Source organism: Pseudomonas sp. 9.3L, assembly GCF_058536285.1.
The window spans coordinates 1,204,394-1,225,997 of record NZ_JBZUBK010000001.1; the positions used below are offsets into that span (position 1 = coordinate 1,204,394).

Annotated in this window: 18 protein-coding genes; 5 read left to right on the top strand and 13 right to left on the bottom strand. The window is 59.3% G+C overall.

Going from position 1 to position 21,604, the window contains the following annotated elements; genetic code table 11:
- Positions 1-40: 40 nt before the first annotated feature.
- From AC4LE2_RS05495 to AC4LE2_RS05525, 7 genes are all read right to left on the bottom strand, one after another.
- Positions 41-4,483, bottom strand: coding sequence for a hypothetical protein (locus AC4LE2_RS05495; protein WP_491824683.1), 4,443 nt, complete (start codon positions 4,481-4,483; stop codon positions 41-43).
- 63 nt (positions 4,484-4,546) lie between these two features.
- Positions 4,547-5,899: a two-component response regulator AauR gene (aauR, locus tag AC4LE2_RS05500; RefSeq protein WP_491824685.1), complete on the bottom strand. Its 1,353-nt coding sequence runs from the start codon at positions 5,897-5,899 to the stop codon at positions 4,547-4,549.
- The gene (locus tag AC4LE2_RS05505) at positions 5,896-7,749 is read right to left on the bottom strand and encodes a sensor histidine kinase (RefSeq protein WP_491824686.1); all 1,854 of its coding nucleotides are present in this window, start codon (positions 7,747-7,749) and stop codon (positions 5,896-5,898) included. The genes aauR and AC4LE2_RS05505 overlap by 4 nt, the downstream gene beginning before the upstream one ends.
- A gap of 167 nt (positions 7,750-7,916) precedes the next feature.
- Positions 7,917-9,446 carry a glycerol-3-phosphate dehydrogenase gene (glpD, locus tag AC4LE2_RS05510; protein WP_491824688.1) on the bottom strand — a complete coding sequence of 510 codons (1,530 nt, stop codon included), beginning with the start codon at positions 9,444-9,446 and terminating at the stop codon, positions 7,917-7,919.
- 173 nt (positions 9,447-9,619) lie between these two features.
- Entirely contained in the window at positions 9,620-10,378 is a 759-nt protein-coding gene (locus AC4LE2_RS05515) for a DeoR family transcriptional regulator (protein ID WP_491824689.1), read from the bottom strand.
- A gap of 71 nt (positions 10,379-10,449) precedes the next feature.
- The gene (gene glpK, locus AC4LE2_RS05520) at positions 10,450-11,931 is read right to left on the bottom strand and encodes a glycerol kinase GlpK (RefSeq protein WP_491824690.1); all 1,482 of its coding nucleotides are present in this window, start codon (positions 11,929-11,931) and stop codon (positions 10,450-10,452) included.
- A 42-nt stretch (positions 11,932-11,973) separates the two neighbouring features.
- Complete coding sequence (locus tag AC4LE2_RS05525; protein ID WP_491824692.1) at positions 11,974-12,837, bottom strand: MIP/aquaporin family protein; 864 nt, start codon at positions 12,835-12,837, stop codon at positions 11,974-11,976.
- A gap of 298 nt (positions 12,838-13,135) precedes the next feature.
- On the opposite strand from AC4LE2_RS05525, the gene ybaK reads away from it, so the two are divergent.
- Together ybaK and AC4LE2_RS05535 are read left to right on the top strand one after the other, a co-directional pair.
- A complete protein-coding gene (gene ybaK, locus AC4LE2_RS05530; RefSeq protein ID WP_491824694.1) occupies positions 13,136-13,606 on the top strand; it encodes a Cys-tRNA(Pro) deacylase in 471 nt (156 codons plus the stop codon).
- Between the two features lie 40 nt (positions 13,607-13,646).
- A complete protein-coding gene (locus AC4LE2_RS05535; protein ID WP_491824695.1) occupies positions 13,647-14,447 on the top strand; it encodes a PhzF family phenazine biosynthesis protein in 801 nt (266 codons plus the stop codon).
- Here AC4LE2_RS05535 and AC4LE2_RS05540 read toward each other — a convergent pair.
- Both AC4LE2_RS05540 and argF read right to left on the bottom strand, forming a co-directional pair.
- Positions 14,444-15,511: an ABC transporter ATP-binding protein gene (locus AC4LE2_RS05540; RefSeq protein ID WP_491824697.1), complete on the bottom strand. Its 1,068-nt coding sequence runs from the start codon at positions 15,509-15,511 to the stop codon at positions 14,444-14,446. The two genes, AC4LE2_RS05535 and AC4LE2_RS05540, sit on opposite strands and share 4 nt — an antisense overlap.
- On the bottom strand, positions 15,508-16,428 hold the full coding sequence (gene argF / locus AC4LE2_RS05545) for an ornithine carbamoyltransferase (protein WP_491824699.1): 921 nt from the start codon (positions 16,426-16,428) through the stop codon (positions 15,508-15,510). Before argF ends, AC4LE2_RS05540 begins: the two co-directional genes overlap by 4 nt.
- 299 nt (positions 16,429-16,727) lie before the next feature.
- Between argF and plzR the strand changes: the two genes are divergently transcribed.
- Together plzR and grxD are read left to right on the top strand one after the other, a co-directional pair.
- Positions 16,728-17,021, top strand: coding sequence for a PlzR type 4 pili assembly inhibitor (gene plzR, locus AC4LE2_RS05550; protein WP_491824701.1), 294 nt, complete (start codon positions 16,728-16,730; stop codon positions 17,019-17,021).
- A 100-nt stretch (positions 17,022-17,121) separates the two neighbouring features.
- Positions 17,122-17,466 (top strand): Grx4 family monothiol glutaredoxin, encoded by a 345-nt coding sequence (gene grxD, locus AC4LE2_RS05555; RefSeq protein ID WP_491828055.1) that lies wholly within the window; start codon positions 17,122-17,124, stop codon positions 17,464-17,466.
- A 120-nt stretch (positions 17,467-17,586) separates the two neighbouring features.
- Here the strand turns inward: grxD and bfr are convergent, their stop codons facing one another.
- From bfr to pyrC, 4 genes are all read right to left on the bottom strand, one after another.
- On the bottom strand, positions 17,587-18,066 hold the full coding sequence (bfr, locus tag AC4LE2_RS05560) for a bacterioferritin (RefSeq protein WP_491824703.1): 480 nt from the start codon (positions 18,064-18,066) through the stop codon (positions 17,587-17,589).
- 162 nt (positions 18,067-18,228) lie between these two features.
- Positions 18,229-18,447 carry a bacterioferritin-associated ferredoxin gene (locus AC4LE2_RS05565; RefSeq protein ID WP_491824705.1) on the bottom strand — a complete coding sequence of 73 codons (219 nt, stop codon included), beginning with the start codon at positions 18,445-18,447 and terminating at the stop codon, positions 18,229-18,231.
- A gap of 124 nt (positions 18,448-18,571) precedes the next feature.
- Positions 18,572-19,246, bottom strand: coding sequence for a ribonuclease T (gene rnt / locus AC4LE2_RS05570; RefSeq protein WP_491824707.1), 675 nt, complete (start codon positions 19,244-19,246; stop codon positions 18,572-18,574).
- Positions 19,243-20,289 carry a dihydroorotase gene (pyrC, locus tag AC4LE2_RS05575; protein ID WP_491824709.1) on the bottom strand — a complete coding sequence of 349 codons (1,047 nt, stop codon included), beginning with the start codon at positions 20,287-20,289 and terminating at the stop codon, positions 19,243-19,245. Before pyrC ends, rnt begins: the two co-directional genes overlap by 4 nt.
- A 224-nt stretch (positions 20,290-20,513) precedes the next feature.
- Here pyrC and AC4LE2_RS05580 point away from each other — a divergent pair, with 224 nt between their 5' ends.
- On the top strand, positions 20,514-21,536 hold the full coding sequence (locus tag AC4LE2_RS05580; protein ID WP_491824711.1) for a flagellar protein MotY: 1,023 nt from the start codon (positions 20,514-20,516) through the stop codon (positions 21,534-21,536).
- Positions 21,537-21,604: the final 68 nt, after the last annotated feature.

Consider the following 21,604-nt stretch of genomic DNA (forward strand, 5'->3'; position numbering starts at 1 on the left):
CGCCATGACTCAAACCATGGCGCGCCTCCCTAGGGTTTACTTATACGAACAACGGTTTGAACAGCTTGGTCGCGAGCTGCCGCGTAATCTCGCCCCGCCATACGGCAGCTCCGCCAGGCGCTGCCGCGCCCTGGAACCGCTGCTCAGGCGTTTTCAAATGTGCTGCCGTGAAGTCATCGAAGCGAGGGCGTTCACGCGGGTAATGGAAATGGGCATAGCACAGCGGCCTCCCGGTGTAGTTATCGATGACCTCGTACTCCTGCAACCAGTTGCGCGTCGCGCGCGTGGTCCCGGAGGGTTCCAGGTCGCCTACTTTACGGATATAGGCCTCGCCTTGATCGACCAGGTACTCAACCTGCCCCCCGGTTGGTTTAAGGGAGGTTTTAGAGTGGCTGATACGCACTTGCCGCCCCTCTTCACGTAACCGCCGAGCTTCACTCTCCAGGCGCTCGATCAGCGTTGTATGGTGGTTATCCACGTCGGCTTTACGCAGTTGCCTGGCGTGGTACTCCAGCTCCTGGCTCTCCCCCAGGTAGAGGTCTTCCAGGTCCGCCGGCAGCATCCGTTGATTGGCGTAGCGTTGAAGGCGGATTCGGAACTCATCCAGGCGCTTGATCCGGTCATGGGCTTCTTGAGCGAGCTTAGAAAGGGTTCGCTGGGGTAAGGCAGCCTGTGTCTCTTCGGGCCTCCAGGCGCTATCAGCGCCTCGGCGCCAACGCTCTTGGCGGTTGTTGACCTTGGGGATAACCAAAACGTTGGGTTCGCCGGGTACCGGCTCGCCTACCAGCAGCAGATTCTCGCCTTCGAACAACCGAGGCTTGGCCTGGCCCTGCGGCCTCGGCGCCTCGATTTGTCGGCTGGGCAAACCGTCACGGACCTTGCGCAATTCTTCCAGCAACTGTTCGCAGCGCGCTGCATCAAATTGTTCCGGGTAGCTGGCCAACAAGCGGCGCAATGTCCTGATGAACGCCTGGATTTGCTCCTTGAACTGGTTCTGCAGGCGCAACCGCTGCGGGGGTCGCAGGTTCAGCAGTTCACCATTCAAACAAGCGTGAGCTACGCGATCGAAGTTGCGACGGACGGGTGAGTAAAGCCTGCGCATGTAGGTCCAGGAAGCCAGGCCGAAGTCATCCGCAGGTGCCAGGTCCATCAGCAAACCAATGCGCATCATTGCAAGGGACTGGGCATCGAACACGCGGAAAACGGTTTCGAGGTCGGCATGCAGTAACCGGCGATGTTCGGGGGCAGTCATGCGCCTCTGCCATACGCGGATACGTTCCAGGTTGCGGGTGATCCTCTCGTAATTCTTGAGTATTTCGTCCAGCCCGAGCCGAACGGCAGCCTTGGGCTCGGACAACGTACTGAGAAAGGCCGACATATCACTGAGATCGTCCGGTGCCGCGGCGATCAATCGTTCCAAAGCCCTCCGTGTTTCATGCACCCGTTCAACCAGTCGTTCAACTTCAGTAAGAGACAACCTGGCCTGCACGTACGATTTATCACAAATAACCGCAGCCGCACGGCTCTGGTCAAAACCGGCCTCTGCATGGCGGCGGCCTCGGGTGATCGCCCGCGCCTGTTCCATGGTGTCGTACAGTTCGGTGGCTGCTTCAATGGCACGGTCCCCTGCGTCCAGGGCAGCCTGGAGCGAGCCTTCACCCTGTTGATGGGCGCGTACCGCGCGTGACGCGCTCTGTTCATACTGAGACGTAGCCTGCATGCGCCTGATCCGCTCGCTAAGCAGCTGCTGCTGGCGACGGAAGTGCGCATCGGTCCACCAACGAGGCAACAGCCGGCGCACCGAGTCTGGCCATAACGGGTCGAGCCGGTCGGCAATATAGCTTTGCACGCCACCGCCACCCCGCAGGCCACCTTCCAAGAGAGTGCCATAGAGGTGGCCGTGGGTTTGCCAGTGCCCGGCTTCATCCAACGCAACGGGTTGTTGATAGCTGCGGGTACGGGTGGCGGCCAATCGCCAGGTGTGATGGCTTTCATCCCACTGCACGGCGTAAGCGTAGCTGCCGCGCTTGATGAAATGGCCGCTAGGCTCGCTGAAAATGTTCAGCCACCGGCCTTCGGTACCGGCCCGCGTCGTCAAGGGAGTGGTGCTTTCGTAACCACGGAATGCTTCATGGGCCCGCCGCGCACTCCAGCGTGAGAGCCTGCGCAACCGTCCGGCGCCCTGTACGCCCTGGCGAAGCTGGCGCGCCTTAGCGGTGGCCATCAGGCTGGCAGAGCTGGATGCGCCTGCCGCAAGGGTTGGTACCACGTCGAACAGGGCATCCACGAAGGACAACAGCACTGATTCGGTGGCTTCCAGACCGCGCACGCTGTCTCCGGCCGAGAAGGCCTCGCCAGCGTCGATCCCGGCTTCCACCGCATCGATTAGCGCAATGAGGCTGCCCACGAAAGGCACAAAACCGAGTGCCATACGGATGTAGTGCACGGCCTCGCCCCGACTGCGGTCTACGCGTTCAACGAGCTGATCGGCAGTAGAGGCCGAGCTTGCGCGGTGCACGCTCACCATAAGGCCCAAGTCCGCCAGGTATTGGTTACGGGTCAAGGAGTGGTGGCTTGGCCAGGGCTGGCCGGCGACCACAATATTTCGGTAGCCTCGAAGCAGGGCTTGGTTTACGCGGCTTTCCAACCGTGCGGGTTCACCTTCCAGCGCCCGATCGCACAGGTAGCTGCGCATCTTCTCGTTGACGAACAGGTCGGCCAAGCCTTCCACAGCCTGGTCCAGCGTGGCGTATTGCCTGAAAGGGCGATTATCGGGTGGCTGCGGCAGGTACAACACCACAGCATCACTTTTACGGTCATGGATGAAGGACACGCCTGCCAGGGTGCTGCCACGGCTGTGGGTATTTTCGTCGAACAGTGTCAGTGACGCAGGCAGCAAGGCGAGGTCCAGACCCTCCGCCTGCCAAGCGTCGGGCTGTGTAGCGTGGCACGCCTGTTTCACCAGGTTCACGCCTTGGGCGTCCAGGCGGTTTTGCTGGTGGGCAATCGTCCACTGTATTTCCAGCATCAAGGCGTAAGGGCGGGTGAGTATTACTTCGTCAGCGTTGGCGCTGCTCTCGAACCGGCCAGCGCGTAGGTACACGTCCAATAGCAAACGCTCGTACTTGCCTGCCACATCCAGGGCTGGCAAGGCTTGGCGCAGCCAGTTCGGGTTGATGCCATCGATCAACGCCTGACGTTGCGGGTGGCTGGAAGGAGAAACCTGAACCTGCAGGAACGGCAAGCGCTCCTCTAACGCTTCGTCGATTTGCTTCAGGGCCAGGGTTTCCAGTGAGACCAGTTCGGTCTCCAGTGAAGGCGTCGGGACTCGGCGCTTCGGTGTGCCGGGCGCGCCGGAGCCTGCGACGATGTCGGTAACCTGATTCACCTGCAGCGGGAGCTGGAGCCACACCTGGCAGGGTTCATTGAGGCCGAATTCGGCGGTCAGGTGCTGGCTGACCTGCGCGGTGACATAGGCGTGCCGGGCAGGAAGATCCCGACGCAGCAGGTCATCTGCGGCAACGATAGCGGCGCTGTAATCAGTAATCAGACGTGCCAGTTGCGTGGACAGTTGCGGGTTGAGCCGAGTGAGCCAGGCCCGCGCGTCTTCGCCCAGTTGCAGTGATCGGCGGGTTTCTTCCACTTGCGCCAGCGCCAGTAGGCGCGGAGGGTTAACCGGCACGGTGAGTTCGTCGAGTGCCTCTGACACTATCCGTTCACGGTCTTCTGCGCTGGACGTGTCACCTGTGATGAGCGCCGCCAGTGTCTCGATTCGGTGGTCCAGGGCGGCAGCGAAGCGCGCCCATGTCGTGTACTCAAGCTCGATATGCTGGGTGGGTAATGCACCCAATGCGGTAGCAGCCGCTGCGAGCAATGCCTCTTCGGAATCATGAGCACTCCAGCCGCCGTGTATACCCAGGCGATACAGCAGGAGCCGTGGTTGAGCGGTTAATTCGGCCAGCGGCGCCAGCGTGTTGATCACTAACGCCCCAACCCAGGATTCGCGGTGCTCGTTGTCGCTGAGCATCAGGTGGTTGAGGGCATAAGCCTGTGGTGGCTCCTGGCTGCTCAACAACGCGTCTACACAGGTTTGAATGGCGCTGTATTCACTGTGCGTCAGTTGACCCAGGTGGTACTGGACCTCAGCCTCGGCCAGTGCGCCGGACAACTGTCCCTGGCGATAGTTAAAGGTCGTGTTGTACTCGGTCAGCTCCTCAGCAGTGAGGCTCAACAAATCACGAACCCGGTCGCGGCTTTGCTCATGCCAGCGCTCCAACGTATCGACTGCAGCTAACAGGGCAGGCCACGCTGTGGGCGCTTGGCCGTTCAGGTAACGCTCAAGTTGCTGCTCGATAGGGCGCTGGTGAGCGGCAACGGCGTTCCAAAGCTCAGCGGTCGGCGGGTTATTAGCCGGTGTTTCGGCAATCTCCGTGAGCACAATCGAGTTCAGGGGGGCAAGTTCAGTGTCGGCAGGTAGTTGCATGCGTAAGGCTCCACGTCGAGGGGAGCGGCATTCAAAGCGCTGTGGCTTCCAAGCCTGAGTTACTTACGTCTTGGGGTCGCTGCGCTGCGCAGTGTTTACTGTGAGTCGGTATTTCCGCACCTTATCGAACAGCGTGGTTTTGGCCATACCCAGCGCCTGGCTGGCCTGGGTCAGGTTGCCGCCGTTACGGATCAGGGCCTCCTGCAACAGGTTGCGCTCGAACGCTTCCACGGCTTCGGCGAAGGGTAAGCCGTTACCCTGAGTAAAACCCTCGGTGAAGGCAGGAAGCCCCAGTGCGAAACGTTCGGACACATTACGCAACTCGCGAACGTTGCCCGGCCAGTCGTGCACCATGAGCCGTGTTCGGGTCGCACTATCCAGCTCAGGCACTTCGCGGCCGAAGCGCAGTGCGGCGTGGTTGAGGAAATGCTCGAACAAGACCGGAATATCCTCGCGGCGCTCCCGTAGGGGGGGTACGTGCAGGGTTATTGTATTCAGTCGATACAGGAAGTCCCCCCTTAAGGCGGAGTCCTGCGTGGCCTGAGCCAGGCTGGCCTTGGTGGCGGCCACTACCCGTATGTCCACTTCAACGGCGAGGTTAGAGCCCAGCCGCTCAAGGGTGCGTTCTCCCAGTACTCGCAGCATTTTGACCTGAAGGTGATCAGGCATGCTTTCCACCTCGTCCAGAAACAACGTGCCGCCATGGGCATGTTCCACCTTGCCGATGCGTCGCTCCCCGGCAGCCCCAAAGGCATGAGCCTCATGCCCCAGGATCTCGCTGTCGAACAGGTGTTCTGGCAGGGCCCCACAGTTGAGCGCAACGAATGGCTGTAACTGTCGTCGGCTGAAATCGTGCAAGCAGCGCGCAATCAACTCCTTGCCCGTGCCGGTTTCGCCTGTGATCAAAACGTTGGCGGAGGTGTCCGCCACGTTGGCGATGGTTTCGCGCAGTGCCTGAATCTGCAGGGAGTGCCCGAGTAGCCGCTGCTCCAGGCCACCACGCTCCGCCAGTTGGCGCCGCAGTGATGACACCTCAAGGGCCAATGCGCGTTGCTCTAACGCCCGACGGGCGACCTCCACCAACCGCTCAGGGGAGAAGGGTTTCTCCATAAAGTCATAGGCACCCTGACGCATGGCATTGACGGCCAACGCAACGTCACCGTGCCCGGTAATCAGCACCACCGGCAGCGCAGGGTCTATCGCCTTGAGACGCCCTAGAAAAGTCAGGCCATCCATACCTGGAAGCCGGATGTCGCTGACCACGATACCCGCGAACCCAGGGCTTATACGCCCTAATGCAAGCTCGGCGCTGGCGAACCCCTCGCTAGGGATATCTTCTAGGCTCAGGGCTTGCTGGCAACCCAGCAGCACATGAGGGTCGTCCTCCACGATCAGCACGCTCAAAGGGTAGGTCATGGTACGTCGCTCCTGGCGCTGGGCGCGCACAATGGCAAGATCAAGGTAAAGCTGGCACCCCCTTCGGCGCTGCTGTCCAGGCTCAACTGGCCACCCGCGGCCGCGGCCAGTTGGGCGGACAGCGTAAGCCCGAGCCCCAACCCGGCCTCACCCGGTTTGGTGGTAAAGAAGGGCTCGAACACATGGCTGCGGGCCTCTGTGGCGATACCAGGCCCATTGTCACTTACATGGAAGCGGTAGTCGCGTTCGAGGCGCTCACCCAGTACCCTGATCGCAGGCGCATTGCTGCCCTCCAGTGCATCCAGCGCATTGCCCAACAAATTGATCAAAATCTGTTCGAGGCGCGTTTGTTCAATCGCGACCCCTGCGGCCGCCACCTGTTGGCTCAGCCGTACAGGGCGGGCTAACAGGCGTTGTTCCAGTACGCCCAGCGCAGCAGCGACCGCAGTGGCCGTATTGGCTTGACCCGAGTGCTCTCCGCCACGTGCAAAGGCGCGCAGGCTGGTGATGATACGGCCCATGCGCTCGACCAACTCACTGATGGTGCGCAAATTGGTGCTGGCGACCTCGAGATTGCCACGCTCTAGAAACCGCACGGTGTTGCCGGACAACGTGCGTAACGCTGCCAGGGGCTGATTGAGTTCGTGAGCAATGCTGGTAGACATCTGGCCGATAGCGGCGAGTTTTCCGGCACGGACTAACTCGTCCTGGGCCTTGCGCAAGGTTTGTTCGGCCTGGCGGCGCTCGCGAATCTGATCCTTGAGGCGTTCGTTGCTGTTGCGTAAATCGGCGGTGCGCTCGGCAATGCGTTTTTCAAGTAGAGCATTGGCGGCCTGTAGCGCTTCCCTGGCCGCCAGCCGCGCAGCGATCACTTTGCGCCGTTCGTTGCTGGCCACGATCAGGATCACGCACAACGCAAACGCGACTGCCACCAGCACACCTTGGATGATGGCCTGGCGCCGCTGGTCGTGGAGGGGCGTAAGTAAGGTCATGTGCCAGCGGGTATCGGTGATGGGTAAGCTCTGCGCCAGGTAGCGTGCGAACTGCTGATCCCCCTCACCATCGCCCCTGGCAAGGGTGAGCCGCTCCACATGATCGCTCAACCGTTCACGGGCCAGCGGTGTGAGTTCATTCAAGGGCGCAGAGTAGTATTGCAGGCTGCGAGTCAGCCGCTCGCGGCTTCCGGCATCCAGCGGGGCGATGGACTTCATGCGGCGGTCCGGGTTGCTGGAGAGAATGATGATGCCGTTTTCATCGCTCACGAACGCTTCGAGGCGAGCCCTTTGCCAGCGCGCCTCAAGTGCATCCAGGCGGATCTTGACCACGGCCACCCCTACGATGGCGCCACCGCTGTGCACGGGTTGGGCAAGAAAATAGCCAGCCTCCCCGGTGGTACTGCCTACACCGTAGTACCGGCCAGGCCGGCCCTGGGCGGCGTCCTGGAAGTAAGGCCGGAACGCAAGGTCTTCGCCAACGAAGCTGTCCAGCTCACGCCAGTTGCTACTGGCCAATACACGGCCATCAAGGCCCATCAGGAAAATCGCACGGCTGCCGCTGCGTGCCTTGAGCCCCTCCAGGTAGAGGTCCACCTGTTGAGTATCGGCATCGTTTGGCCGGGTCAGCAGTTGGCCAACGCTGCGTTCGAGTTCGAGCACGCTAGGCAGATACGTATATTTGTCCAGCTCGCTTTCTACGGTACGTGCATGCAGCTCCAGCTGTCTGGCCCCTGTGTCGATCTGCTTGCGCACCCCGAAATGCTCGCTCAGCGCATAGCCAGCGAGGCCTGGAATAAGGGTAATGAATGCCAGCAGTGGAATGAACAACCACTGACGAAAGCGAGGAGTGATCACAGATTAAGCAGCTGTAGAGTAGAAACGGTGGCGATGGCCTGTAAGGACGGCCTGTAAGGACGGCCTGTAAGGACGGCCTGTAAGTCGAGGCCAAAGACCGTGCCTATTTCAACACAGCCAAACTACCCCGCCAATGGCAGGGTAGTGATAAGGGGCTCATTTCGGCTTCAGGCAGCCTGGGTCCGACCCTGGGCAACGACGGCTTGCGTCATGTACTGCGCAAGCGCCTGCTGTTGCTCGGCGTCAAGGAACAATCCAAGTTTGGTGCGCCGCCACAGAATGTCCTCGGCAGTGCACGCCCATTCGGCTTTTACCAGATAGTCCACTTCGCGAGCATACAAGCCGTTACCAAAATGTTGACCAAAATCGGACAGCTGCTTACAGCCTTCCAGCAGTGCTTCACTACGGCTGCCGTAGGTGGTGGACCAGCGTGTAGCAATCTCTGCCGTCAGCCAAGGCGCCTTCGCCTGCAACTGCCTGGCCAAGGCAGGTGCATCGGTCATGCCTTCGCCGCCTGGAAGTGGTTGGCTGGCTGTCCAGCTTGGCCCCATGGCTGGGAAGAAGGGCTTTAACTGCACCATGGCCGACTCTGCCAGTTTGCGGTAGGTCGTAAGCTTGCCACCGAACACGGAGAGCAATGGTGCCTGACCTTGGGCTTGGGTCAGCGCGAGGGTGTAGTCACGCGTAATTGCCGATGGGTTATCGGATTCATCGTTGCACAGGGGGCGCACGCCAGAGTAGCTGCGTACTACGTCCGCGACTGTAAGCTGGCGCTTGAAGTGGTCGTTCACCACGTTAAGGATGTACTTGGCTTCCTCATCAGTGATGGTTACTTTCGAGGGGTCGCCAGTGTACTCGCGGTCCGTAGTACCGATGATGGTGAAGCGGTCCAGGTAGGGAATCGCAAATACGATGCGTTGGTCAGTGTTCTGAAGGATGTAGGCATGTTCGCCTTCATAGAGGCGTGGCACAATCAGGTGACTTCCCTGGATCAAACGAATGCCGTACGGGGACTGCAGCTTTAAATCCTCGCGTATAAAGCGCGCCACCCATGGCCCGGCAGCATTGACCAGTGCCTTGGCACGAATGGTATACCCCTCACCTTTAGCGTTTTCGAGTTGCACTTCCCATACCTCGCCAACCCGTTGGGCATTGATGCAGCGGGTGCGGGTGCGGATCTGGGCGCCGTGCTCACGTGCAGACATGGCATTGAGCGCCACCAGCCTGGCATCGTCTACCCAACAATCGGAATATTCGAAGCCGCGCTTGAGGTCAGCTTTTAGGGGGTTGCTGGCATCGAACGTGACGCTGCGCGAGCCGGGAAGCTTTTTCCGCTTGCCTAAGTGGTCATAGAGGAACAACCCGGCACGGATCATCCACGCAGGCCGCAGGTGAGGCCGGTGCGGCAATACAAAGCGCATGGGCTTGACGATATGGGGCGCCTTGGCCAGCAGCACTTCACGCTCGGCCAGCGCCTCTTTTACCAAGCGGAACTCATGGTGCTCCAAGTACCGAAGGCCGCCATGGATAAGCTTGCTGCTGGCGGAGGACGTATGGCTGGCCAAGTCGTCCTTTTCGCAAAGGAACACCGACAGCCCACGGCCCGCTGCGTCAGCGGCGATGCCTACGCCATTGATACCGCCACCGATGACCGCAACGTCATACAGGGTTTCGGGCGAGTGCGAGGTATCAGGCATAAGGCCTCCGGCTAATTCGAATGACAATCGAACATCAAATGTTCATTTTCGAAAATAGTAGCCCAATAATCGCGCACCCGCCACCCACCTTATGATTGATTTTCTTCATAAGAGGGGTGTAATCGAACAATAATGAAAATAAAACCTTTTCGGAAGCGGGCAGTAATAGGGAACTACACCACTTCCAGGCGTACCTTGTGCTGGTTAAGGTGTTGAACTAGCGCTGGGGCAGGGGTGTTGTTAGTGACCAAGCGGTCGATGAGCCCGATTGACCCCAGGCGAACCATGGCATTGCGGCCGAACTTGCTGGAGTCGGCGGCCAATATCACTTGCCGGGCATTGGCAATGATGGCCTGAGACACCCGCACCTCTTGGTAGTCGAAATCCAGCAGGCTACCGTCGTCTTCGTCGATACCGCTGATGCCTACCAAGGCAAAATCTACTTTGAACTGGTTGATGAAGTCGACGCACGCCTGGCCGACCACGCCGCCATCACGCCGTACGGTACCGCCAGCCAACAGCACTTCGAAGTCTTCCTTGCCGCTGAGGATAGACGCTACATGCAAATTGTTAGTGATGATCTTCAACTGGCTGTGCCCAAGCAGCGCGCGCGCGATGGACTCGGTGGTCGTGCCGATATTGATGAACAGTGATGCCTGGTCGGGAATGTGGGCCGCTATCGCTTCGGCGATCCGTTGTTTTTCATCGCGCATCTGGTCGGCGCGCATGGCGTAGGCGGTATTCTCAATACTCGAATCGTAAGCCGCGCCCCCGTGGTAGCGCCTGAGTAGGGCACCTTCGGCCAATTGGTTGATATCTCGCCGAATGGTCTGTGGCGTTACCACGAAGACCTGGGCCATCTCCTCGATACTGACGTAACCACGCTCTCGCACCAGTTCAAGGATCTGCTGCTGACGGGGGGGCAAGGTCATGGGGAATCCTGGTCGCATTAACGGAATGCGCCCATGATGCCGTAGCCCCCCCGGCTTTCGCTACCCCAGGGTTATTGTGCCCAGCCGCGCGTGCGCTCTACCGCCTTCTGCCAGCCTGCGTACAGGGCCTGTCGCTTTTCACTATCTACCTGGGGCGTGAACTGCCGCTCGATCACTGCCTTGTCGCGCAGTTCATCCAGGCTGCTCCAGAAGCCTGTGGCCAAACCTGCCAGGTAGGCGGCCCCGAGCGCGGTCGTTTCACGCATTTGCGGGCGCTCCACCGGCGTGCCCAGGATGTCGGCCTGAAACTGCATCAGAAAGTTGTTGGCCACGGCGCCGCCGTCTACCCGCAAGGTGCTTAGGCGCGACCCGGCATCCTGTTGCATGGCGTCCAAGACATCCCGCGTTTGATACGCTATCGATTCCAGCGCAGCCCGGATGATGTGATCGGCCTTTACGCCGCGCGTAAGGCCGAACAACGCGCCACGGGCATAAGGATCCCAGTAGGGGGCGCCCAAGCCGGTAAAGGCTGGCACCAGATAAACGCCGTTGCTGTCTTTTACCTTGTTGGCGAAGTATTCGGTGTCCAAGGCGTCATTGACGACCTTGAGCTCGTCACGTAGCCATTGCACGGTCGACCCGCCATTGAACACAGCGCCTTCCAAGGCATACGCCACCTCTCCACGTGGGCCACAGGCTAGCGTCGTCAACAGGCCGTGGTTTGACGTAACCGCCTGGCTGCCAGTGTTCATGAGTAAGAAGCAGCCGGTGCCATAGGTGTTCTTGGCCTCGCCAGGGTTGACGCACATCTGGCCGAAGAGGGCAGCCTGCTGGTCCCCTGCGATACCGGCGATGTCGATGCCACTTTTGGTCTGGCCGTAAACTTCTGACGACGACCGTACTTTTGGCAGCATCTGCTCCGGGATGTCCAGTACTTCCAGTAGGCGCTTGTCCCACGCCAGGGTATGAATGTTGAATAGCAAGGTGCGCGAGGCGTTGGTGTAATCAGTGACGTGCACCTTGCCGCCACTGAATTTCCAGATCAGCCAGCTATCTACGGTCCCGAACAGCAGCTCGCCACGGCGTGCGCGCTCGCGGCTGCCTTCGACGTTGTCTAGAATCCATTTGACTTTGGTGCCGGAGAAGTAGGGGTCTATGACCAGGCCAGTGGTTTCCCGAATGTAGTCTTCAAACCCTTCACGCTTGAGCTGCTCGCAGATTTCGGTGCTGCGTCGGCACTGCCACACAATCGCGTTATGGATGGGGCGACCGGACTCTTTGTCCCATACCACCACGGTTTCACGCTGGTTGGTGATGCCTATCGCAGCCACTTGAGCATGGCTCAAGCCAGCCTGGGCCAACGCCTCGACCATGGTCGCGCTCTGGGTTGCGAAAATTTCCATAGGGTCATGTTCTACCCACCCTGGCTGAGGATAGTGCTGGGCAAATTCTTTCTGTGCCGAGCACACCACATTGGCATCGCGATCAAAAATGATCGCACGTGAACTGGTAGTGCCTTGGTCAAGCGCAATGATGTAATTTTTATCGGTCATGGCGGGGGCCTTGAGTAGGGTGGTTAAGGTCAATGGCTCGGATCAAGACGCCCGTGCATTGGCCTTTTTGTCAGTGTCTTGGGCAGTGCTGATAGTATCGCTCGGGCGAGCGGTGACGGGCAGATACCGCGCAACCAACAGGCGGTAACTGGCTGCGCCGAAACAGGCGCCAAGCACCGGTGCCACGATCGGAATGATGAAGTAGGGAAGTTCTCGCCCGCCAGTGAAGGCCATTTCGCCCCAGCCGGCCACGAATGTCATCAGTTTGGGGCCAAAGTCACGCGCCGGATTCATGGCAAACCCTGTAAGGGGCCCCATGGCGCTGCCGATTACAGCAATCAGCAAGCCGATCAGCAAGGGGGCCATGGGGCCTCTTGGCAAGCCGTTGTTGTCGTCGGTAAGGGCCATAATCACTGCCATCAGAATCGCGGTAATAACGGCTTCTACCAGAAAGGCTTGGCCCTCGCTCAGGGCAGGGTTGGGGTAGGTCGAAAACACGCTGGCAAGCTCGAGGCTGGCTTCACTGCCCCGTAGGAGGTGGTGTACTTGTTCGTAATCGAAGAATAACGACGAGTACAGTGTGTAGACCAGCGCCGCGCCGCAGAAGGCACCGGCGACCTGAGCGGCAATATAAAAGGGCAGCTTGCGCCTTTCAAAGCCTCCGAACAGCCACAAGGCGATGCTGACGGCGGGGTTAAGGTGGGCGCCCGAAACACCTGCAGTGAGGTAAATCGCCATGCTCACCCCAATGCCCCATATCACGCTTATTTCCCACAGCCCAAAGCTGGCGCCCGCGACCTTGAGGGCGGCAACACATCCGGTGCCAAAGAAAATGAGTAAGGCGGTGCCTAGGAACTCGGCCATGCACTGGCCGGACAATACAGGTTTGCTTACTTCATTCGACATCCAGTACCTCAATTTTTGTTGTTGTGACGTAAAGCAGTCCTGCGCCTAGGCCTACCCCTAAGCGCAGCGGTACGACGGCGCAATGGACGAACACTTAAGGGAAAAGTTCGGCCGCAGCATTCGTAAACGAAAAAATATAACCATAAAGCGAGTGTGTAAAGGTCGAAATCGAACCTTCGTGAACTGTGCCACCTCCGCGGGCAGGAAAATCACAAGGAAGAACCGCGTACAACGTGGCCTTGCCGTAGGGTTTGGCTATATGCTCAGGCACGATTTGTCTTGGCGCATGACCACTCCCATGACCCCTGCCATAGCCCTTCTAAAAAACCACCACGCTACCTTCAAGGTGCATGAATATGCCCATGACCCCAAAGCGCCTTCCTATGGGCTTGAGGCTGTCGAACGGCTCAACCTGCCCGCTCAGCAGGTGTTCAAAACCTTGTTGGCGGAAACCGAGCGCCATGAGCTACTGGTGGCCATAGTGCCGGTGTCAGGCTCGCTTGACTTGAAGGCACTGGCAGCCACGGCGAAGGCTAAAAAATGCGAAATGGCAGATCCGCTGGCGGCGCAGCGGGCGACCGGCTATTTATTAGGAGGCATCAGCCCGATTGGCCAGAAGAAGCGGCTGCGCACCTTTATTGACGAAACCGCTCAAGGCTACGAACAGCTGTTCGTCAGTGCGGGCAGGCGAGGCCTGGAGGTGGAGCTGTCTAGCGCTACCCTGGCTGAGCTGACCGGCGCGTCGTTCGCGGCAATTGCCAGAGCCTAAGCAAGCCGGGTGCTTTTTCGCATGATCCTGTGGGGTGTGTATGCAACTTGATTATCACCAAGTAGATGTCTTTTCTGAATACCCCTTCAGTGGCAACCCTACTATCGTCTACCGGCTCGATCACTGGCTGCCGGATGAGGTACTGCAGCGTATTGCCTCCGAGCACAATCTGTCACAGACCGCGTTCGTGGTGCGCGAGGGCAGGGCGTGGCGTATTCGAGGTTTTACGCCGTTGTTGGAGGTATCGCTGTGTGGGCACGCCAGCCTGGCAGCTGCCCATGTCTTGCAGTTGATCTATGCCGAAGCCGCCGCCACCTTGACGTTCCTTAGCCGGGGAGGGCCATTGGTGGTCACCCGGGAGAACAGCCGGTTGTGGCTCGACCTGCCAGCGCGCTACCCAGAGGAGGAGGGTGTAAGCCTGGAAGTACAGCGCGCCTTGGGTGTCGAGGTCATTGATGTTTTGGGGGCAAACGAGTTGTTCGTGGTGCTGGAGTCCGAGCAAGCAGTGCGCGAATGCCAACCGGATCAACTGGCGATGGCGTCACTTATGTGGCCCGGGGTAGTGATTACGGCACGCGGCGAGCGGCATGATTTTGTTTCGCGGTGCTTTGCGCCACGTTTGGGTATTCCTGAAGACCCTGCCACGGCCACCACTCACGCTACCTTGGTGCCTTACTGGGCACGGCGGTTGGGTAAGTCCACCTTGAGTGCCTATCAGTGCTCACCACGCGGCGGGCAGTTCAGCTGCCGCTTGGCACGGGACCGGGTGGTGATAGGAGGGCATGTCACGCTGATCGCCTCTGGGCGCCTACTGGCCGGGCTTACGCCCCCGGCGGTTTAAGAAGCCAGTTGTACGCTGCCACTGTTAGGGAACAGCACTAAGTGTTCAGCGGCCACGGTAATACCCACCTGCTGCCCTGGCAGGTAATCCGCATGGCTTGGGAACATGGCTTCCACTTGCGTACCCGTGGGTAACTGCAACTGATAAAGAGTAGACGCGCCCTGAAAGCTTTTGCCAATGATACAGGCACGTAGGGCGCTGTCAGACGCCAATACGATGTCATCCGGGCGCAACAAGACATCTACCAGGGTGCCTGCAGGCCATGGGTAAGCGTGCTTGCCTCTTAGCTCGCCTAAGCCCGTGTGGACAGTATCGACAGCGGTCATCTCGCCGCGAATGAAATAGCCTTGACCAATAAAGCTGGCCACGAACGGCGTTTGCGGTTGATGGTACAGGTTGTACGGCGTGTCCCACTGCTCAAGCAGCCCATGGCGAAATACCCCCACCTTGTCGCTTACCGCAAAGGCTTCTTCCTGATCGTGTGTCACCAGAACGGCGCTGGTGCCTCGGCTCTTGAGGATGTCGCGCACCTCACGGCTCAAGCGTCGGCGAAGGTCGACGTCCAGATTGGAGAAGGGCTCATCGAGCAATAGCAGTTCGGGTTCAGGGGCCAGGGCCCGGGCCAGCGCGACGCGCTGTTGCTGGCCACCGGACAGCTCATGAGGGTAGCGGTCACCCAGCCCGTCAAGCTTCACCAGCGCAAGCATCTGCGCCACCACCTGTGCAGCATCTGCCCGCCTGCCCAACCCAAAGGCCACATTGGCTGCCACGGACAAGTGTGGGAATAACGCGTAATCCTGAAACACCATTCCGATGCGGCGCTTTTCCGGGGCGAGGGTATAACCGGGCCGTGAGATCACTTGACCGCTGAGCTGTATCTCGCCTTCATAGACAGGTTCAAAGCCCGCTATAGCCCGCAGGGTAGTGGTCTTGCCGCAACCGGACGCCCCCAGCAGGCAGCCGATTTCTCCTGGCGCCAGGTGCAGGTCTAGGTTCTGGACGATACGCTGGTCGGCGTAACCGCACGCCAGCGCGTTCAAGCTAAGGAGGGCAGAGGTATTCATTCGGCTCGATAGGCAGGTTTGACGAGGTATTCGAGCAACGCTTTCTGGGCGTGCAAGCGGTTTTCCGCCTGATCCCAGGCCAACGAGCGAGGATCATCGAGCAAGTCGAGGCTGATTTCTTCGCCCCGGTGGGCAGGCAGGCAGTGCATGAATACCACGTCTGGCGCAGCCAGATCGAGCAGTTCAGCCGTTACTTGGTACGGGGCGAAACGGGCTAGCCGTAATTGGGCTTCCTCTTCTTGCCCCATGGACGTCCAGACGTCCGTGCTCACCAAGTGAGCGCCCTTTACTGTCTGGCGCGGGTCGCGCATCAGCGTTACACGGCTACCTGCTTCGGCCAGGAAGCGTGCCGGGGGCTCATAGCCCTCGGGGCAGGCGATGCGCAGATGGAAGTCAAACTGCACCGCAGCCTCGATATAGCTGTTGCACATGTTATTGCCGTCACCGACCCAGGCAACGGTTTTGCCCTGAATGGGCCCCCGGTGCTCCTCGAAGGTTTGCATGTCTGCCAGCAGTTGGCAGGGGTGCAGGTCATCGGAGAGACCATTGATGACAGGCACGCGGGAGTGGGCAGCGAAGGCGGTTACGGTGTCGTGGGCGAAGGTGCGAATCATGATGGCGTCGAGCATGCTGGACATCACGATGGCGCTGTCTTCGACCGGCTCGCCTCGCCCCAGCTGGGTATCGCGAGAGGACAGAAAGACCGCCTGGCCGCCCAGTTGGATCATGCCAGCCTCGAACGACAGCCTGGTCCGTGTAGAAGATTTTTCGAAGATCATCCCCAGAACCCGACTTTTTAATGGCTCATGGAGCACGCCGCGGTTGCGCAAGGCTTTGAGTTCGATCCCTCGGCGAATGACCCCGAGCAATTCGTCAGGGGAAAGATCCATCAGGGATAGAAAGTGCCGGGCGCTCATCGTTGTGTACCTTTATGCGTAGTGCCGGAAGGCCGCTTGTGGTGCGACCTGGAAGAAACAAGGACGCGATCTTATAAAAAAATGTCGCTTGATACCAAGGGGTGTCATAAATTTTCAACAGAGAATTCCATTTCATTTGATTGCTTGGTGCCATTCGTCCCAGGATGTGTGAACCGTGGCACACTGATGCAGTCCGTTTCTTGAGGGGCGTCACAGCAACGCATTGCAGTACGGTGACAGCATTCCACAACGCTCTGCCGTGGGTAATAATGTTTTCCACGAGACACAGGGAGTCCCGAATGGAAGCGAAGGAAAAACAGCTGATGGAGTTGCTCGGGCTAACCGCTCGTACGCTAACCCATCTGACCGCATCGATCACTACCATGTCGTTCGAGTTGCTCAGAAGCGAAGACAAGGTAGCCAGAGAGGCAGGTCGGCACATGATCGATCGTATGGCAACTATTAGTGCCGAGCTTGATGCGCACTGGCAAATCATCGGTGAAATGACCGGCGTGCATGTGTCTCAAGATGAGGTAGAGACCATTACTGAAATCGAGATGCTTGGCCCGCCTTCCGGCACCGCGATGCAATAAGGGCAAGGGCGGGAAGGCCGAGCGTCATGGTCGGGTTTCCGTTACAATGCCTGTACGTGTCGACGTGTGAATGTCGCGTAGCCAAAAGCCTGAGGTGCCCATGGATATCATCGAAACCATCAAAGACCAAATCGCTAACAACACCATATTGCTATACATGAAAGGCTCGCCTAACGCGCCGCAGTGCGGTTTCTCTGCCAAGGCCGTGCAAGCGCTTATGGGTTGCGGCGAGAAATTCGCTTATGTGGATATCCTTCAAAACCCTGAAATCCGCGCCAATCTGCCCAAGTACGCCAACTGGCCGACGTTCCCGCAACTGTGGGTAGGCGGCGAGCTGGTAGGCGGCAGCGACATCGTTGCCGAGATGGCCGCTAACGGTGAGTTGCAAACCCTGGTGAAAGACGCGGTAACAGCTAAGGCTACCCAAGGCGAAGCCAGCGCCTGAGGTATTGTATTAAGGCCGCCACCGTACTCGATTAGGGGCACGGCGGCCGGTCGCCCCGGCAAAAAAAATCCGAAACCTGAAAAGGCTTCGGATTTTTTATATCAGGCTGTGCTACCTGCCTCAGGCGTCTTCTTCGCCCATCCCGGACTGAAGATAGTTCTCGCTACCGATTTTGTCGATCAGGCCAAGCTGGGTTTCCAGCCAGTCGATATGCTCTTCCTTGGACTCAAGTATGTCTTCGAGCAGGTCACGGCTACCGTAATCACCTACAGTCTCGCAGTGCGCGATTGCAGCACGCCAGTCGTTAACACCCTTCTGCTCCAGCTTCAGGTCGCACTCAAGCATTTCACGGGTATGCTCGCCGATCAGCAGCTTACCCAGCTCCTGAACATTGGGAATGCCTTCCAGAAACAGAATGCGCTTGATGAGCTTGTCGGCGTGTTTCATGGCGTCGATGGATTCATCGTACTCATGCTTGCCGAGCTTGTTCAGCCCCCAGTCTTCGTACATGCGCGCATGAAGGAAATACTGGTTGATGGCGATCAACTCGTTGCCAAGTACGCGATTCAAATGCTGTATGACGCTAACGTCACCTTTCATGGTTTAGGCCTGTGCAAGCTGCGAGTGCCAGAAAGTGTGCGGGAGCGAAAACGCCCTGTCAAACAGCGATTTTGAGTAGAAACTGCTGCGAATCTGAACCGTAATGGTTCAAGTTTGCGTTGCTGCGTGGATAAAAAAACGAATCGCACGCAATCAGCTGATCTAGGCGGCCGTGAACTCGACCGTGAAGGGTATGGCGCTGTGAGCGGTTTGGAGCTCAGCCAGGGTGTCGCGTACCACTTCTTTTGCCAGGCAGGCGCATTTACCACACTGAGTGGCCACGCCGGTGGCGTTCCGGACATCACGGTAGCTGCAGCAGCCGTCGAGGATGGCTTCGCGTATTTGGCCGTCGGTTACACCTTGGCAGAGGCAAACATACATATCGCTGGCACCTTCGCTGTAAGGCTGGGAATGCCGAGATACTAATGTTAATGAGAATGCGTGTCAAAACGCACAGGGCCCCGGCAACGTTGGGGCGATGAAAGGTCGCCCCTATCAGCTTCTATCAGTTGTCGAAGTCGCGCCAGCCACCCATTGCCTTCCACCGGTTGACGATGCCGCAGAACAGCTCTGCGGTTTTTTCGGTGTCGTAGCGTGCCGAGTGGGCTTCTCTCCCATCAAAGTCGATGTCCGCACTCTGGCAGGCTTTGGCCAGCACGGTTTGGCCATAGGCAAGGCCTGCCAGCGTTGCTGTATCGAAGCTGGAGAAGGGATGGAACGGATTGCGCTTGAGGTCGTTGCGGGCCACTGCTGCGTTGAGGAAGCCCAGGTCAAAGCTACTGTTATGGCCGACCAAAATCGCACGCTTGCAGCCGTTAGCCTTCAGCGCTTTGCGTACACCCCTGAAAATGTCTGTGAGGGCGCTTTCTTCGCTCACGGCCATGCGCAGAGGGTGGTCGAGTTTGATACCGGTGAACTCCAGGGCGGCGGCTTCGATATTCGCCCCCACAAAAGGCTCTACCCGGAAGAACCAGGTGTGCTCGGGAAACACAAAACCCTTGTCATCCATGCCGATGGTAGTCGCGGCGATTTCCAGCAATGCGTCGGTTGCGCTGTTAAACCCACCGGTTTCTACGTCCACTACTACCGGCAAGTAGCCCCGGAAGCGTGCTGCCATAGGATGGCGGCTTGCTGCAGGTGATGCCCCGTCGAGTTCGTCGTCAAAATGGTCGTCGCTCACGCTTGTGCCTCCACAACCCGCCACTGCAAGGCTTCGCCTGCCCGCAACGGGATGACCTCATTTTCGCCAAAAGCCAGCGCCGAGGGCGCCGTCCAGCGTTCTCGAACCAGCGTGATGTGCGCTGTGTTGGCGGGCAGCCCATAGAAGCGGGGGCCGTGCAGGCTGGCAAACCCTTCAAGGCGGTGAAGCGCGCCTGCCTGGTCAAAGGCCTCTGCGTACAGCTCGATCGCGGCGTAGGCGGTGTAGCAGCCCGCGCAACCGCAGGCGATCTCCTTGGCACCGCGCGCATGGGGCGCCGAATCGGTTCCCAGAAAGAACTTGTCGTTGCCACTGATGGCCGCTTCGATCAATGCCTGCTGATGCGTATTGCGCTTGAGAATCGGCAGGCAGTAGAAATGTGGGCGTATGCCACCCACCAACATGTGGTTGCGGTTGTACAACAGGTGATGGGCGGTGATGGTAGCGCCTACCTGGCTTCCGGCGCCTTTGACGAAGGCCACGGCATCAGCGGTGGTGATGTGCTCGAACACTACTTTTAGCGTAGGGAAGCGGTCGACGATGCGCGTCATGTGCTCGTCTATGAACGCTTTTTCCCGGTCGAATACGTCTACTTGTGCATGGGTCACTTCACCATGCACCAGGAGCGGCATGCCCTCTTCAGCCATGGTTTCGAGCACCGGGAACAGGTTGTCCACGGAGGTGACGCCCGAATCGGAGTTGGTCGTGGCGCCAGCGGGGTACAGCTTGGCAGCATACACGTAGCCAGTGGCTCGCGCGGCGCGAATGTCGTCGGGCCGGGTACGGTCGGTGAGGTACAGCACCATCAAAGGGTCGAAAGGGTTGCCCGCGGGGCGCGCATCAAGGATGCGCTCACGGTAGGCGCCGGCGTGTTCGGCAGTGCGCACGGGTGGCACCAGGTTGGGCATGATGATCGCACGGGCAAAGGTACGAGCGACGTCCGCAACGGTTTGGGTCAGGGCGGCGCCGTCGCGGAGGTGGACATGCCAGTCGTCTGGGCGTATCAGGGTAAGGCGGTCGGACATGGAGGTTACCAGGCGGGTAGAACTCAGGGAGTGCCAGCAGCGTAGCGGCGGCCTGGTGAACACCCGCCCGTGAAGGGCCAGCGCCTTCGCCGGGCGACCTGCCCACTGCCTGTGGACGGCTCGGGCGAATCCTACCGGAAAAGCCCGCTGGCGGCATCCGCTATCAAGTTTGCAGCGCCATGACCGATACCCCTTGGGTAAGCTGTTATCTTTCGGAGTGTGCCGTGGGCCATCGCTACCTTGCCTGTTTATCCTTGCTCGTTTGCAGCTTCGCTGCGGCGCCGGCGATGGCATTCACGTTTCAGACCCGCCTGGAAAACGTGGAGTGGAAAGTCGAAGGCGATGCCTTTGAATGCCGCCTGACGCAACCTGTTGCGGAATTCGGCGAGGGTCAATTCGTACGCCGCGCGGGTGAGAAGGCCGTGTTTCGCCTCAGCGCGGGCGGCACTGCCTTGGGCACAGGCAGCGCCAGCCTGCTAGCCGCGGCAGCACCCTGGCAGCCCGGGCGAGGCGATATCAACCTGGGCGCGGTGCGCCTGACCGGCGGCCCTGTCGTACTGACTTCCAGTCAGGGTCAGGCCAGTGGCTTGATCAATGGGCTGATGGAAGGTCGCAGTACAGTAATACGTGCGGTAGGAAGCGATAGCGGTCGGCCGATGGAGGTACGCTTATTGCCGGTGAAATTCAGCAAGGCATGGAGTGATTACCAGGCGTGTACGGCCAAATTGCTGCCTGTAAGCTTCGATCAGGTACGCATGACCCAAGTGGGCTTTCCAGGCACCGGCGTAGACCTCGACGCCGCAGGCAAGGCCCGGCTCGATACCCTGCTGGCCTACCTCAAGGCAGACCCTAGCGTTAATCACATCGAATTGGACGGGCATTCAGACAACAGTGGCAACCGCCTCACTAACCGTGAGCTATCGCGCCGTCGCGCGTTGTCAGTGGCCGATTACCTCAAGGCACAAGGTATACCTGAAGAGCACATTGAGCTCCGTTTTCACGGTGAGCAATACCCGTTGGTGGCTAACAACTCGCCCGCTAATCGCGCACGTAACCGTCGCGTGAATATCCAGTTGGACAAGCGCCCGGTTACCGATCCTGTGCAATTGACAGCACCCGCGCCAGGCCCCGCTCCCGCTGCAGCGCCCGCATCCGCCAGTGCACCGGCCAACCCGATTACGCCAATGCCTGCAACCGGTGCGCCCGCCGTGCAGCCTTTGCCCACTAAGGCTCCTGGAAAGGGTTAACTGCCCGGCAGACGGTGCCTTTGTCGCAATTTGTCGCTTTGCCAACCGTTGCTGTCGCGGTGCTGTAA